This window comes from Microcystis sp. M179S2 (assembly GCF_020245805.1).
GTDB classification, from domain to species: domain Bacteria; phylum Cyanobacteriota; class Cyanobacteriia; order Cyanobacteriales; family Microcystaceae; genus Microcystis; species Microcystis aeruginosa.
On record NZ_JADBUE010000390.1, the window covers coordinates 1 to 14,426 of the forward strand.

The 14,426-nt window shown below is 40.2% G+C and carries 15 protein-coding genes; 11 read left to right on the plus strand and 4 right to left on the minus strand.

Translation table 11 applies throughout. From position 1 onward, the window contains the following. Nucleotides 1-585: 585 nt before the first annotated feature. From IM500_RS24150 to IM500_RS24160, 3 genes are all read right to left on the minus strand, one after another. Nucleotides 586-2,955 (minus strand): endonuclease MutS2, encoded by a 2,370-nt coding sequence (locus tag IM500_RS24150; protein ID WP_190722984.1) that lies wholly within the window; start codon nucleotides 2,953-2,955, stop codon nucleotides 586-588. A 182-nt stretch (nucleotides 2,956-3,137) separates the two neighbouring features. Then, a complete protein-coding gene (psb27, locus tag IM500_RS24155) occupies nucleotides 3,138-3,539 on the minus strand; it encodes a photosystem II protein Psb27 (protein WP_043998990.1) in 402 nt (133 codons plus the stop codon). A 378-nt stretch (nucleotides 3,540-3,917) separates the two neighbouring features. Next, nucleotides 3,918-5,282, minus strand: coding sequence for a sensor histidine kinase (locus tag IM500_RS24160; protein ID WP_190722985.1), 1,365 nt, complete (start codon nucleotides 5,280-5,282; stop codon nucleotides 3,918-3,920). 242 nt (nucleotides 5,283-5,524) lie between these two features. Here IM500_RS24160 and IM500_RS24165 point away from each other — a divergent pair, with 242 nt between their 5' ends. The 3 genes from IM500_RS24165 to IM500_RS24175 all read left to right on the plus strand — a co-directional run bounded on the left by IM500_RS24165 (nucleotide 5,525) and on the right by IM500_RS24175 (nucleotide 7,924). Further along, nucleotides 5,525-6,784, plus strand: coding sequence for an RNA-guided endonuclease InsQ/TnpB family protein (locus IM500_RS24165; protein WP_190722986.1), 1,260 nt, complete (start codon nucleotides 5,525-5,527; stop codon nucleotides 6,782-6,784). Then, a complete protein-coding gene (locus IM500_RS24170) occupies nucleotides 6,759-7,451 on the plus strand; it encodes a response regulator transcription factor (RefSeq protein ID WP_002758477.1) in 693 nt (230 codons plus the stop codon). The genes IM500_RS24165 and IM500_RS24170 overlap by 26 nt, the downstream gene beginning before the upstream one ends. A gap of 170 nt (nucleotides 7,452-7,621) precedes the next feature. Next, a complete protein-coding gene (locus IM500_RS24175) occupies nucleotides 7,622-7,924 on the plus strand; it encodes a hypothetical protein (protein WP_190722987.1) in 303 nt (100 codons plus the stop codon). A 57-nt stretch (nucleotides 7,925-7,981) separates the two neighbouring features. Here the strand turns inward: IM500_RS24175 and IM500_RS24180 are convergent, their stop codons facing one another. Beyond that, nucleotides 7,982-8,470 (minus strand): helix-turn-helix domain-containing protein, encoded by a 489-nt coding sequence (locus tag IM500_RS24180; protein WP_159249892.1) that lies wholly within the window; start codon nucleotides 8,468-8,470, stop codon nucleotides 7,982-7,984. 161 nt (nucleotides 8,471-8,631) lie between these two features. Here IM500_RS24180 and IM500_RS24185 point away from each other — a divergent pair, with 161 nt between their 5' ends. The 8 genes from IM500_RS24185 to IM500_RS24220 all read left to right on the plus strand — a co-directional run bounded on the left by IM500_RS24185 (nucleotide 8,632) and on the right by IM500_RS24220 (nucleotide 14,368). Beyond that, a complete protein-coding gene (locus IM500_RS24185) occupies nucleotides 8,632-9,783 on the plus strand; it encodes a HesA/MoeB/ThiF family protein (protein ID WP_159297604.1) in 1,152 nt (383 codons plus the stop codon). Nucleotides 9,784-9,791: 8 nt separating this feature from the next. Further along, on the plus strand, nucleotides 9,792-10,043 hold the full coding sequence (locus IM500_RS24190; RefSeq protein ID WP_287739673.1) for an EsaB/YukD family protein: 252 nt from the start codon (nucleotides 9,792-9,794) through the stop codon (nucleotides 10,041-10,043). Nucleotides 10,044-10,045: 2 nt separating this feature from the next. Further along, nucleotides 10,046-10,540 (plus strand): ubiquitin-conjugating enzyme E2, encoded by a 495-nt coding sequence (locus IM500_RS24195; RefSeq protein WP_287739674.1) that lies wholly within the window; start codon nucleotides 10,046-10,048, stop codon nucleotides 10,538-10,540. A 104-nt stretch (nucleotides 10,541-10,644) separates the two neighbouring features. Then, nucleotides 10,645-11,922 carry a Mov34/MPN/PAD-1 family protein gene (locus IM500_RS24200; RefSeq protein ID WP_287739675.1) on the plus strand — a complete coding sequence of 426 codons (1,278 nt, stop codon included), beginning with the start codon at nucleotides 10,645-10,647 and terminating at the stop codon, nucleotides 11,920-11,922. A gap of 16 nt (nucleotides 11,923-11,938) precedes the next feature. Beyond that, nucleotides 11,939-12,409: a hypothetical protein gene (locus IM500_RS24205; RefSeq protein ID WP_287739676.1), complete on the plus strand. Its 471-nt coding sequence runs from the start codon at nucleotides 11,939-11,941 to the stop codon at nucleotides 12,407-12,409. 16 nt (nucleotides 12,410-12,425) lie between these two features. Beyond that, the gene (locus IM500_RS24210) at nucleotides 12,426-12,995 is read left to right on the plus strand and encodes a hypothetical protein (RefSeq protein WP_287739677.1); all 570 of its coding nucleotides are present in this window, start codon (nucleotides 12,426-12,428) and stop codon (nucleotides 12,993-12,995) included. Nucleotides 12,996-13,025: 30 nt separating this feature from the next. Next, nucleotides 13,026-13,628, plus strand: coding sequence for a hypothetical protein (locus tag IM500_RS24215; RefSeq protein ID WP_287739678.1), 603 nt, complete (start codon nucleotides 13,026-13,028; stop codon nucleotides 13,626-13,628). 176 nt (nucleotides 13,629-13,804) lie between these two features. Then, complete coding sequence (locus IM500_RS24220; protein WP_190722989.1) at nucleotides 13,805-14,368, plus strand: Uma2 family endonuclease; 564 nt, start codon at nucleotides 13,805-13,807, stop codon at nucleotides 14,366-14,368. Nucleotides 14,369-14,426 lie beyond the last annotated feature (58 nt).

Consider the following 14,426-nt stretch of genomic DNA (forward strand, 5'->3'; position numbering starts at 1 on the left):
AAATTCTTAAGAATTAATTGAGAAAGATTTTTATTTAACAACGATGTTACAATGGTTACAGCGATTTGATAGAATTTCATAGTGGGTTATTATGTGCTTTTTTGGGCAGCAATGGCTCAAACCCTTGCCACACCTACAAGGTGATCCTAATTAAGACAGGTAAATCAGTCAATTTCACCCCTAACGATGATCTTTTTTTTGTGTAGTTTTATTGCAAAAAAAAAGTTTTTTTGACAAAAAACACAAAGTATGATAGGAAACCAACGTATTTCTGGCTGCCAGTAGTTATTGTAGAGTGGGAAGTGGGGAAGTGGGGAAGTGGGGAAGGGGAGCATCTCACCTTTGTAACCCCTAAATCAGGTTTTATGTCAAACTATTTTGAAAGCCTTACTAGAAACCAGTTTGAGGGACAAGTATAATTACTCACTTGTATAAAAATGAGATGCTCCCTGGGGAATGGGGAAGTGGGGAAGTGGGGAGTATTTTCAGTGATCAGTAAACAGTGAACTGAAAACTCACATCTGATAACTGATAACTGATTCAAGGCTGACTCCTAACCCGACAAAAAACTTTTTGCCGCAAACCCTAAGTTAAATAAGCGATAGTTACCCCCGAACCCCCCTCATTTTGGGGTGCTAATTGAAAGCGTTTTACCTGGGGATGACGGGATAGGAAATCGTGAACACCTTGACGCAATTTCCCCGTACCTTTACCGTGAATAATCCATAATATACCCGATGGGGTGGCGCGGGTGATCGCCTGTTCGATATCCGTTTCTGACTCTGCCACCCTGGAACCGCGAATATCGACGGTATTATTAGCAGTACGAATTAAAGGAGTCTCCTGGGGTTTTGTGGGAGTTTGTGGCAAATTTTTGGCAGGTTTTGGCGCAGTTTCCACTTTTTGACCATCCAAAGACTCAATCTGGTCTAAGGGTAGGGTCATCTTCATCATCCCGAAACGCAGGGAAATCTCCTCTGATTCCGGTGAAATTGCTAAAACTTCGGCAGTTTGTCCCAAATTGGGCAAGCGCACCCTTTCCCCCACTTGCGGACGATAATTAACCTTAGTTTTTTCCGTTTTTGGTAATAACCTTTCTGCGATCGCAGTTAACTCCTCTGTGGCTTTTTGGGCATCTTTACCGGTTTTTGTTCCCGCTTGCAATCGGCGAATAACGTCATTAATCTCTGCTTTTGCCGATAATAAAGCCTTTTGTATCTCCTGCTCCTGATAACGCTTTAATTCTCGCTCTCTCTCCTGTAGAGAATTGGCCCGCGTGGAAACTTCTGTATAAAATTTCTCCGTTTGTTGGAGTAATTGACTAGCTTCCTTAGCTTTTGACTCCTGTTCCCGTCTTTGCGCTTCCAAACCAGCAATTACTTGATTTATCTCCTCCGATAACCCCCCCAGATGATTTCTCGCTTCGGCCACAATTTCGGGACTTAATCCCAAACGCTGGGCAATAGTTAAAGCATTAGAACGCCCCGGAATGCCCCATAATAGTCGATAAGTGGGGGAAAGAGTGCGATCATCAAACTCTACCGAGGCATTTTCAAAGCGAGAATCTCGATACTTTAACGCTTTTAATTCCCCGTAGTGAGTGGTAGCCACCGTCAATAAACTATGATCAGCGAGGTATTGTAAAATAGCGATCGCTAAAGGACTTCCCTCAGCCGGATCCGTACCTGCTCCCACCTCATCGAGTAAAACCAAGGAACGAGAATTTAAAGCCGCTAAAATGCGGACAATCCGGCGAATGTGACCCGAAAAAGTCGATAAACTCTGTTGCAAAGACTGTTCATCCCCGATATCGGCTAAAACGTGATCGAACCAGGGTATCTCTACCGGTTCCCGCGCTGGAATAAACAGGCCCGCTTTCGCCATTAAAGCCGCTAATCCGAGGGTTTTTAAAGTAACGGTTTTTCCGCCGGTATTTGGTCCGGTGATGGCAACAACGCGAATTTCTGGGCTAATCTGCACATTTATTGGTACGACCTCCCCCCCCTGTTCGTGGTGTTTTTGCCACCAGAGCAAAGGATGACGCAAATTCCGCAAAGTAATCGTTTCTGAACCATCGATAAAGTGGGGGGGATTACCCTCTAACCATAAACTGTAACGGGCCCTAGCGGTGGCCAGATCGAGCCTAGTAGCGATCGCTAGTAAATATTCTAAGTCGTCAAAGGCTTCGGCGATTGTATTACTTAACTGCCGCAGGATTTTTTCTTCTTCGATTTGTTCCTGACGACGATATTGCCGCAGTTGATTGCCTTGGTCAACGATAGAGTGAGGTTCAATGTAAAAAGTCGCTCCTGTGCTGGAAGTATCGTGAATTATCCCCGGTATTTGCTCTTTTTGTGCTGCTTTGACGGGAATCACCCAGCGGTCGCTTCTTTGGGTAATGACCGCTTCTTGGATAGCACCGCCCTGTTTTTGCATGATATCCTGCAATTTGCGGTAAATTCGCTCTTTAATCACCTTCATTTGTCCCCGAATTTCCCGTAATTGGGGACTAGCGCGATCGGATATCCGGCCATCTTCATCGATACAACGGTGTATTTCCTGTTCTATCTCTGGATAGGTGCGAATTTCGGCTACTAACTCTTTTAAAACTGGTATATCTTCCTGTTCGTCAATTAAACGCCGTAAACGTCGCACTCCGGCCAAAGTCGTGGCAATATTTAAAAGTTCCTGTCCCGATAATAACCCCCCCAGATGCGCCCTTTCTAGGGCATCACCGATGTCGGTAATCCCATCAAAGGAAAGACGACTATCTAATTTTTGTTCTAAGCTATAAACTTCTTTGGTTTGGCAGAGTAGGTTTAAACTTTCCTCTTTGCTTTCTGGTAACGGCAATTGACGAATCGCGATCGCACCGAGTTTAGTCGCTGCAAAAGTAGCTAGGTGTTGACATAGCCGCGGCCATTCCAATAATTCTAGGGTTTCGTCTTGAATCAATTTTGTAGTTTTTTATAATACGCTTTGTATTTCTAGTCTAACCAGATTTGGTCTGATTTTTACAGGAGTGGGGTGTGGGGTGTGGGGTGTGGGGTGTGGGGTGTGGGGAGATGGGGGGATTTCAACTAATACCCCAAAACCCTAACCCCCTAAAACCCTAACACCCAACCCCTAATCTGTATCTAAATTCCTTTCTGGAGAGAGAATTGCACCTGTTTAAATTCTTGTTTTAAACGTTGTTTGAGTTTGTCGGGGATGGGACGGGAACCGTAGGCGGTATAATAACCAGCTAGAGAGTTTAAGGCTGTTTGCATAGTAGTGAAAGAACGCAAACCCCCGGATTTTTTATCTCGTCGGTAGAGGGAGATGTAATCGTTGATTTGTTCCTTTGCTTGCGACTCAACTGCCGCTTTATTCGGGTCATCTTTGACTAAATCAAGGGCTGTGGTTAAAGTTTCAATCACCGTCAGGGTATCCTGTCCATAATTGCCGGTTAACCGCGAACTACTAGAACAACCCATCAATCCGATGACCAGGACGAGAACCAAAGCTAATAAGCGAGAAATGTAAGGTTTTAGAGACATATTTTCAACACCATAAGTTAATCCCAAGTCACCTTATCCTATCAGGAAACCGTGACCAGTTCCCCAGGAGAGTTAACTGGCTGCAAAAATCAGGGGTCAACTGGGGGTAAATAGCCAAAATATAGGCTTTTTGGGCGGTAAAAGCCCTATTTTTGCCTAAAATTTCGATTAGTCAGGGGTCAACTGGGGGTAAATAGCCAAAATATAGGCTTTTTGGGCGGTAAAAGCCCTATTTTTGCCTAAAATTTCGATGCCATCAACCCGGAGTGAGTTGATTCTGGACTAATTCCAGCTGCGATAAAAATTCTTCGTTGCTTTCGTCCGGTTTCGAAAGAAAGAAAGTTACATTTTGTCATCTTTAGACCGCTCAAGCTGGAACTAGGGTGAAATGGGCAGTTTGACGGTAAAGCTTGTTCCCTTATCCACTTGGCTATCTAGGGCGATTTCGCCGCGGTGGAGTTCGACGCATTTTTTAACCACTGCTAACCCCAATCCCGTGCCGATAATATTTTCCACATTCTGACCCCGATAAAAGGGTTCATATATCTTACCTCTATCTTCCTCGGCAATGCCGATCCCGTGATCCCGGACTTGAAAAACAATGCGATCGCTATCTTTCCACAAAATCAAACTAATCCCTGCTCCTGTGGGGGAATATTTAATCGCATTTAAGAGTAAATTACTTAAAATCGAGTAGAGCAGTTTCTCATCTAGATAAGGACGGATCATCAATCCCTGACTGACAAATTTAATCGGGGTATTATTTTTATTGATAAATTGAAAATCTTCGACTAAATTTAAACAAAAAGCTTCAATATCGAGCGGCTCTAACTGACAACTGAGATTCCCAGATTCTGCCCTTGTTAAAATCAAAATATCTGTTAAGAATTGATTCATTAGCTTGACAGAAGACTGGATTCTATATAGGTTTTTTCTGCTCGACTTATCTGCATCTTTTAAACCATTTTCTAATAACTGCGAGGCGGAAAGAATCACGGTTAAAGGAGTTCGGAACTCATGGGATATCATAGAAAAAAGCTGAATTTTTAGATCGGAAAGTTCTTTTTCCTGTAGTAATAACCGGTGAATTTCATCACTTTTTTGTCGCCGTTTCTCTTGCCAAAAAACTAAAAGATAAACTCCGCAAATAATCCCAAAACTGATAAAAGTTCCCAGTAAGCCCAAAAGAGAATTTTCGCTGATACTATCCCTAGAACTAGCGATGCTACTTCTTAAATTCCTTTTCTGACTAGCTTGTAAATAGGTAAGAAGATTTTGAAACTTATCCCGGACTTCGACACTTTTAACCGTGATTGCATCTTGAGAAATATCATCGGATCGATCGGATTTATAGGTGGCGATCGATTGATTAAATAGAGCAATTCGCCGATACATTAAATCCCCGATCTGAGTCACCATTTCCCGCTCGAAATCTGTGCCGTTTTCTAATTGTTTAGCCAGGAGTTGCCAGTTAGATTGCATCAAAGCGATCGCCCGATGATGACGGCTTAATTCCCTAGGGCTGCCAGTTGTGATATAACCCCGTCTTCCCGATTCGGCCACCGCCATGTTAGCGTAAAGATTACTGAGATTATCGATGATCTCGTAGGTAACTTCCACCTCGGCAGCGCGCTGACGCAGGGCGAGGGTATTGCGATAGGAAACTAGGCTAATAGTTCCCATCAATAAGACAGTTAGCCCGAAACCTCCCGCGATCCATTTTCCTTGTTTGAGCCAATTCATCAGGAGTTAACCGACGCTATTTCCAGCTTACTCTATCTAAATGGAGCAAGAGGACTCCCGTTAAATTTCTCCTTAATTAAAAATATACCAGAAATTAACGGGAGATGAATTGCCCCCAGAATCTAAACTAACGCGACAGCGTTTCCTAATAAGGAAAGGCTTGATTCTTAAGGTATGTATGAGCTTGACATATTTAAGCGGAAGTGTTATACTGAAAAGATAGCACAGATGGGGTCAGGCTGATGTTAAATGTTTTAAAAGTGAGAATATACCCAAACAAAAAACAGGAACTAGCCTTAGCTAAAAACTTTGGTTGCGTCCGTTTTGTTGGGAATTACTACTTAAATAAAACTAACAATCAGTACCTAGAGACTGGTAAAGGAATGACCTACTGTGACATGGCAAAAGACCTTACCAAACTCAAGAAACAGCTGGATTTTGAATGGTTAGCTGAGGCTACTGCCGCTACCTTGCAGCAATCATTGAAAAACTTAGAATCTGCTTTTAAGAACTTCTTCTCAAAAAGAACAAAATTCCCTAAATTTAAAAGTAAGCACAAAAAACAATCAATCCGTTATCCTGAAAGTTGTTCAATTAGAAATAAGGGAATTAAGCTACCTAAATTAGGGGTTGTAAAAGCTAAGATTTCTCAAGTAATAAATGGTAAGATTAAATCCGTAACTGTTTCTAAAACCAGTACAGATAAATATTTGGCTGCCATCTTGTTTGAGATGGATGACTCAACAACCATTGAAAAACTAAAAATATCAGGGATAGACCTAGGTTTATCTTCTTTAGTTACGGTTTTTGATGGTGAAACAACCTACAAGATTGACCCAATCAAACCTACCAGAAAATATGCTAAACGTTTAAAGCGGAGACAACAAGCATTGTCTCGTAAAGCCAAGGGGTCTAATAATCGCCAAAAAGCCATTAAGGAGGTAGCCAAGGTTCACGAAAAGATAGCAAATACTAGACAGGATTTTCTTCATAAACTCTCCAGAAAGTTATGCGATGAAAACCAAATCGTTGTAGCCGAGAATCTGAATATTAAAGGGTTAGCAAGGACTAAATTAGCCAAATCAATACATGACGCTGGTTTTGGTATGTTGCTTAATTTCTTGGACTACAAGCTAAAAAGAGAGGGAGGAAAACTTGTAGAAGTTGACAGGTTTTATCCGAGTACAAAACTCTGTTCTTGCTGTGGATTTAAAAATGATTTATTGACTCTCAGTATTCGTGAATGGATTTGTCCAGAATGTAAGACGCAGCACGATAGAGATGAAAACGCCGCCAAGAATGTAAGGGAAGAAGGTATGAGAATACTGTCAACAAATACCGATGGACAGTCGGAATTTCAAGCTTGGGGAGAAACTGTAAGACTCGTTGGTACTTGTACCGAAAAGCGGGTTTGGGGTGAATCAAGAATCCCCCGTCACAGCGTCAGCTTAACGGCGGGAGTGTCAAGTCTAGACCATGCGAATTTTAGTAGTAGAAGATGATATGCAACTAGCCGAGATTTTGCGAGAGGCATTGAGCGAGCGACAATACGTTGTCGATGTGGCTAGAGACGGAGAAGAAGGCTGGAATTGGCTAGAATTAGGCAAATATGACCTTTTAGTTCTCGATGTCACCCTGCCAAAATTAAGCGGAACTTTGCTCTGTCAACGTCTGCGACGAGCGGAATCCCATCATCCCGTCTCTGCTAATGCCACCGTTCCCGTCCTATTATTAACCGCAAGGGATACGGTAATCGATAAAATCGACGGATTAGACGCAGGGGCCGATGATTATGTCACTAAACCCTTCGATTTGGGCGAATTAATGGCGCGGATTCGGGCCTTGATCCGACGTGGCAGCAGCACCAGCAGTGTTTTATTATCTTGGGGGGGGTTGCAGTTAAATCCCAGTACCCACGAGGCCAGTTATAACGGTCAACTTCTTTCCCTCACCCCCAAGGAATTCGCTCTCTTAGAATTACTTGTTACCCATGGGCGCCGGGTCTTAAGTCGATCAGGTATTATTGAGCGAGTTTGGTCTTTGGACGATTCTCCGGCCGAGGAAACCGTTACTTCCCATATTCGCGGTCTTCGTCACAAGCTAAAATCCCTCGGTGCGCCGGAAGACTTTATTGAAACCGTTCACGGTCTTGGTTATCGTTTAAAGTAATATCTGCCTTGGGACAGTGGACAAAATCATTTCTGCACGAAATCTGCACGAAGTTTGCAGAGGGTTTCCATAATCACCCGTTAAATTAGAAAGTTAGACAGGTGCAGGGCTTCTAGACAATCAGAGCGGTCAAACCTGTGACTCTCCTCTCCTAAACGGGGCTGCTTGACATGATTTACACGCGATTTGACTATCACGGTTGGCAGATTGAATTGAGCGCAGAAATGCAGGGTTATTCTTTTCAATGTTGGCGAGTGGATGGCAGCGAAGGAATTAGCGATTGCCTAGTTTATGCCACCTCTGAACAAGCTTTAGCGGCTGCCCGACACCGGGCGGATCTAGAGTCCGCTTGTCTTGCCCTACTGCGATTTCTCAATGATATCGGCGGCCGGAATTATTATCTCACCCGCGATGATCGCGATGCTCTTAGCCAGTCAATTTTAGAATACGCCCGTCTGGGTGGTGTTTCCTAATTTCTTCCCCGGAAGTTTTCCCCTGATTATGAACAGGATCATCATTCAAACGCTTAATCAAGTATCCATTTTCTCAGCGTCTTGACTTTTTTCTGATTCATTTTGATAACTACCCATATTATTTGAGGTAGGGATGGCAAGATTGAAATGAATAACGACTTGAGTTGTTTCTACAGTCACATTAGTTATATTAGCCACACTTTGCTCAGGTAAAAGCTTAGTCATCGGAATTTCAGCAGAAGGATGTTTATAACCTGCTTCTTCTAACCATTGGGTAATATTACGCCAATTATCAATACGTCCGTTATTCTTATCCAGTAAATTCTTAACATAACGATACACCGTAGCACAAAGATCCGTCTCTACCCCGTTAGGGTTTTTATGGAGTTTTTCAGCGATTTCTGAGGGACTACAGCCACACAGTAGGCCGCGCAGATGAGTTTTTTCCACAGGGGTTAGGGGTTTTCCTTTGGCGAAGGTGAGATCAGCGTAGAGGGTTTGTAAGTCCCACTGTTGCGCTGCTTGAGTAAATGGCTCATTGTGCATTGTTGTTACACCCTGATAAACTCCTGATAGCATCTTAGCAAAAAATCTGATATTTGTTAGCATTTACCCTGATATTCTTCTGAAATCATGGAGTAGTATATCGGTATAGGCACTGAATAAAATCAGTAAACAGCCTATATTTCTCAGTGTTCTTAGAGTATATGGAATGGACTGATGTATCTCTACCGCCAGATGAACGATATTCCCGACATGGCCTAATCGATTGGTGGAATCAAGATAAACTTACCCGTGCAAACGTATTAGTTGTTGGGGCGGGTGCTTTAGGGAATGAGGTACTGAAAAATCTGGCTTTAATTGGCGTTGGTCACATCACTGTCATTGATTTTGATACTGTATCAATTACTAATTTGACTCGTTCTGTTTTATTTAGAGAGTCAGACGTAAATCAGCCTAAAGTCGAAGTTGCCCGTCGCATGATACTAGAGATTAATCCCGACATATCAGTGAGAGCAATTCAGGGAGATTTAGAGTTTGATCTTGGTGTCGGGAATGTGCGGGAACATGACATTATTATTGGTTGTTTAGACAGTATCAATGCTCGTTGGGCAATTAATAACATGGCCTATCGTGCGGGGATTCCGTGGATTAATGGGGGAATTGGTGTGGTTAATGGAGAAATCAGTTTCTTCGATCCTAACACCGATGCTGCTTGTTATGAATGTACCATTACAGATCGGATGTGGAAACGCCGAAACCAGCGATATTCTTGTCAAGGTTTAAAACGGGATCTCCCAGAGAAATCAATGCCCACAACTGCGACAATTACTTCCATTATTGCGGCAATGGAAGTTCAACAGGCTTTACTTTATTTACACCAAAAAGAGGGGGTATTAGAAGCAGGAGAAAAGCTTTTTCTGAACTTAAATCCTTGGAATGCCTTTAAGGTCAAAATTCCTCGTCAAGAGTATTGTTTAGCCCATGATTTAACCCTTGAACCGAGTATTAAGTTAACTTATTCACCAAGTTTAACGGTTGAGGAAATTCTTAAACAGTTAGATGTGTCTGGATTTTCTGATTCGGTGCTTTGGCTACGAAATGAAGTCATTGATAGGATGCAATGCTTAAATTGTGGTGATCAAGAACCGATCAACATTCCTCGTTCTCAGTTTGCTGAAAGAGATATTGTATGTCCTAACTGTCAACAAGAAAGACAGATTCAGATATTAGATAAATTCTCTTTAGCAACTACCCAAAACCCTATTAACCTTGAACAATTATGTCTTCCTCATAACGAGATTCTACATTGCGAGACATCCCAAGGTCGAATATCAATTCAATTTTGCCCAACATAGGAGGAACTATGAGCGATTTATCTGTTACCGTTCGTATGGCAGATGGAACCCGTAAAGCTGCTGTAACTTTACCTGCCACTTTGACAGTAGATCAAATTGTTTCTACTACTCAATCCAAATGGAATTTACCTGCTAATGTTGATTATTCAGTGCGTTTAGAGAGTACAACACAAGAATTAAATGGTTCAAGCACTTTAGCTTCAGCAGGGGTTCAAAATGGCGATGTTTTAGAAGTTTATCCTATCTTACAGGCGGGTTAATTATGGGTGTTAGAGAAACAAGGCTAACCAATGATTTACGACAAGTCTCAGAATTAATTGCGAATTCTGGCGGTAGTTTAAAACTGATTTCTAAAACAGGAAATCCCCCCTATGAATATATCATCGAATACCGATGTAAGGGGATAGAACAAGTTAATGGGAATAATCCTGTTTATCGCAATACTCATCAGGTAAAAATCATACTAGGAACTAATTATCCTAGAGAAAAACCCAGTGCACAGTTTTTAACGCCCATTTTTCATCCTAATGTTTTTTCTAACCAAAATGTCTGTCTAGGAAATTATTGGACACCGGGAGAAACCGTAACCGAGTTAATTTTGAGAATTGGCAAAATTATTCAATACTCTAAAGATGTCCTAAATTTAAACAGTCCTGCTAATAGTACAGCAAAAACTTGGGCTAGTAATAATATGTCAAGGTTTCCCGTTGATACCCAAACCTTAAAAGTTAATTTTGGTTGGACTGATATCAGTTAGGCTAATCTTTAAGGTCGAAAAAGAATGGGCAATTTTCTTAGATGATTGCCCTCAATGTCCGTAAAAACTTTTTTGCTTACTCACTATTCCATAGGTAAATTATCATGTCTAACCGAGAAGAAATAAATATCGTCTGGCAAGAAAGCGATGATGTTTATAAACCAATTCCTAAAAATCTCAGGGATTTTATGGGACAAAAAGGTATTAATCGTCAACCTGAAGAAAGCGAAAGCGTATATGGAGTATATATTAATGCCGATGCTCTAAGCAATCTAAAAGCTCATTTAAAATCTAACCGAAGAGTTGAACAAGGGGGAATTCTTTTCGGGAATGCCTATGAAGATACTGAGTTAGGAATCTATGTTGATATTACCGCAGCCGTGGCCGCCCCTGCTACTGTTGGCACAGGCGCACATTTAGATTTTACCCCTAATTCTTGGACAGGAATTATGGACTATGCTAAGGCACAACATCCAGACGATAATATTGTGGGTTGGTATCACTCTCATCCCAATTTAAGTGCTTTTATGTCTGGGACAGATATGAACACGCAACAGGCATTTTTTTATCATCCTTGGTGCTTATCTATTGTTTATGATCCCTGTCGTGAAGACATGAAATTTTTTCTGGGAAGAACGGCTCAACAAATTAAACCTAAAATTTATGGAAATGTTGGGGCTAATTTACCAAGTGAAAAAGATCCAGAAAAAAGAACAGATAAAATATTCTGGCAAGATGGTCTACGAAGAAAGACCAAAAGACCTACTAGACGAAATTCAGATGTCATCAGACCTCTGATATTATCGTTAATAATTGTTATCTTCCTTTTACTACTTGCTAATTTACTAGGTTTAGGTAATATCTCTAGCAGTCAACAACATAACTCTCCGTTTGAATTTTACATAGAAGAAATGTCATCAAAAGATTTTCAAAACCTAAGGGAGTTAAGCGATAGCCACCCAGAGTATCTTAAGTCTTCTGTTTTTAAAGGTGGGGATAAGCTTGGTAGTGGTGGAAGAGTTAAACTGCTTGTCGCTAAACCCTCACAAAAACAGTCAATTCAATCGGTTAATTTAAAATATCAAGAAATTGATTTATCTCGGAAAATGGATATCGTCGATGCTCGATCTATTTTTCATCCTCATTTTGATAATTACTTTCAAGGAAGTAATTTCCAAAATCGAAGTATTCCTATATCAGTCGGCGAGAATGCTGATAAAGGCTTTATTTTCTTTATGTATAGCTACAATTCAAATCCCAATCAAGAAGATTTAGGAAAAAGTGGAGAAAGTGTAGATAGCGTTATTTACATACCAAATCATATTGAATATCTAACTAAAAACACTTCTCATCTACAAAGAATCAGGGAGGGATTAAAATAATCAGGAAGGGATTATTATGAGCAACAATAACAGTAATTCTGGATGTTCTGGTTGGCTTGGTATCATATATCTTCTAGCTTTAATTGCATGGTTTCCGATTGGGTGGATAATCCTTGCTATATTAATCGTAATAGGTGCTATTAGCAATAATAGCTCTAATGGAAGCAGAAGTAGCGGTGGGTCAAAGTCACAATCATCATCAACTTCACCTTCTAGAAATACACCCGTTGTTGCTTTTCCTGATGATCTTCATAATATTCTGATTGATATAAGTCAGGGAGAAATTAGAGATATGATTAGTCAAGAACCCTTTCGGCCTGGAGAAAAAGTTTATCTATGTTCAGTCCACCGATTAGCTTACCATGAAGATAGTTGGCAATATAATAATTGTCAATGCAGTTCTTGTGGTCATGGAAACAGCACTAAAGCTTATACTGTGCCTAGTCCCATTGATTTAAGACAAATTAAATGGGAAGATCGTGGATAATTAATAGGTTATCTCTATGTTTTGGTTAGTTGCCGTTGGATGTATTTTTATTGCTGGAATTATTATTTATTGTTTTAATAAAGCCAACGGTTCGAGACTATTATCCTACCGTAGAAATTCTAGACAATTAACTGATACATCTTCAATTAGATGGCGAGATATTTCCACATCATCATCTAATCGACCTACTCCCACACCTGATCAATCTTCAATAGTATGGCGGGATATTCCTCCCGAATTATCTAATTCTAACCCACAAGAATTTACTTTACCTGAGTTTGAATTAGTTGAAGTATGGGAATCAAACGATTTTTTAGAAGATTCATCTAATGATCATTCTACGAATAACAATACTGCCTTTTTAGATACTGACTATAATCCCACCATTCAAGAATTATTAAAATCAGTCATTGGTTCAAGGGATCTCTTAACTCAAGCAGAATTTCGACCTAGACAACAGGTTTATTTCTGTAGTAACTGTACTCTAGCTCATCGTCAAGATAGTTGGCAAGAAAGTGGAAATAGGTGTAATCAATGTGGAAGTAGTGAACACACTCGATTATATACTTTACCTGATAATAATTAATTTAATTTGACTTAAAAAAGGAAACCAAAAATGAAGCAAATTTACGGAATTGAACCTGATTTATGTATTCACAATCCAGCGTTAATCCTAGATTTCGGTAAAGATATTATTTTACCTCAATATTTCTATGATCAACTTAAACATCTTCAAGCGGGTAATTATTATCAAGCAACCGAATCAGCTAATCAAATTTTTCAATCTTTACAACCCATTGAAGAATTAGACAATATTCTTGCTTTTAAAACACCTCAAAACGGGTTCATTTACTTTCTAAATCAAGAAATTAGTGTAAACAACACTGAATTTACCGAAGATCAATTTGATCTTAGCAACCCCTTACATCGATATTTATTAAGTTTATTGAGTTTTTCCCGATTATTAGAAACTCCCACTACTTTTTTGATCAATTCATCTGCACTAATCTCAAAATGTACTCTGTTAAAATTTGGCTTAGTTAATGTTAGCGATTTTTCCCATTACAGTGAGTCATGGCTAAACGCAGACCTGCTTTTATCAATTGAATCTAAACTTACTGCGGTAACTCCCAGAAGAGAAATTACAGAAATTGAATGGACTGATGATCCGGAGATAATCGGTCAGTTTATTCCTAATATTTCTTGGCAAGATTTGTAAAGTGGCGTTGTCAGATCAGAATATGAAAGATGCAATGCAATCCTTGCTATCAAAGTAATTTGAGTTCCCATCTGATTCGGATCATCTTTCAATTTGACAACGCCCCGTTTTTGATCTTCTCTGCTTGGAGAAATTGCGTTAAAATTAACGATCATAGCGATCAATAAAAAAATTTTATGGTTGTCACTGTTAATAATTCCCTGACACTAAGGGAATTTCTACAATTACCAGAAACTAAACCCCCCAAGGAATTTATTGACGGTCAAATTATTCCTAAACCAATGCCCCAAGGTAAACATAGCACTATTCAAGGTGATTTGGTTCCGGCTATTAACGCTAGTCTAAAACCCCAACGAATTGCCCGTGCCTATCCTGAATTGCGTTGTACTTTTGGCAGTCGTTCTCTAGTTCCTGATGTTTCAGTTTTTCTCTGGGAAAATATTCCCCGCGATGGCGAGGGAAAAGTATTAAATAATTTTGCGATCGCTCCTGACTGGTTAATTGAAATTCTCTCTCCAGATCAAAATCAGACTAAAGTTGTTAAAAATATCCTTTATTGTCTAGATCACGGCACTCAAATGGGTTGGTTAATCGATCCAGAAGAAGAAATTATCTTTGTTTATTTTAGTGATCGAACTATCGCTATTTTTGAATCAGAAAATGCTCTTTTACCCGTCCCCGCTTTTGCTACGAATTTTCAAATCACCCTCGGTCAATTATTTGACTGGTTAAGAGGTTAACGGATTATCAGTTATCAGTTACCAGTTATCAGATATGAGTTTTTAGTTTCCACATTTG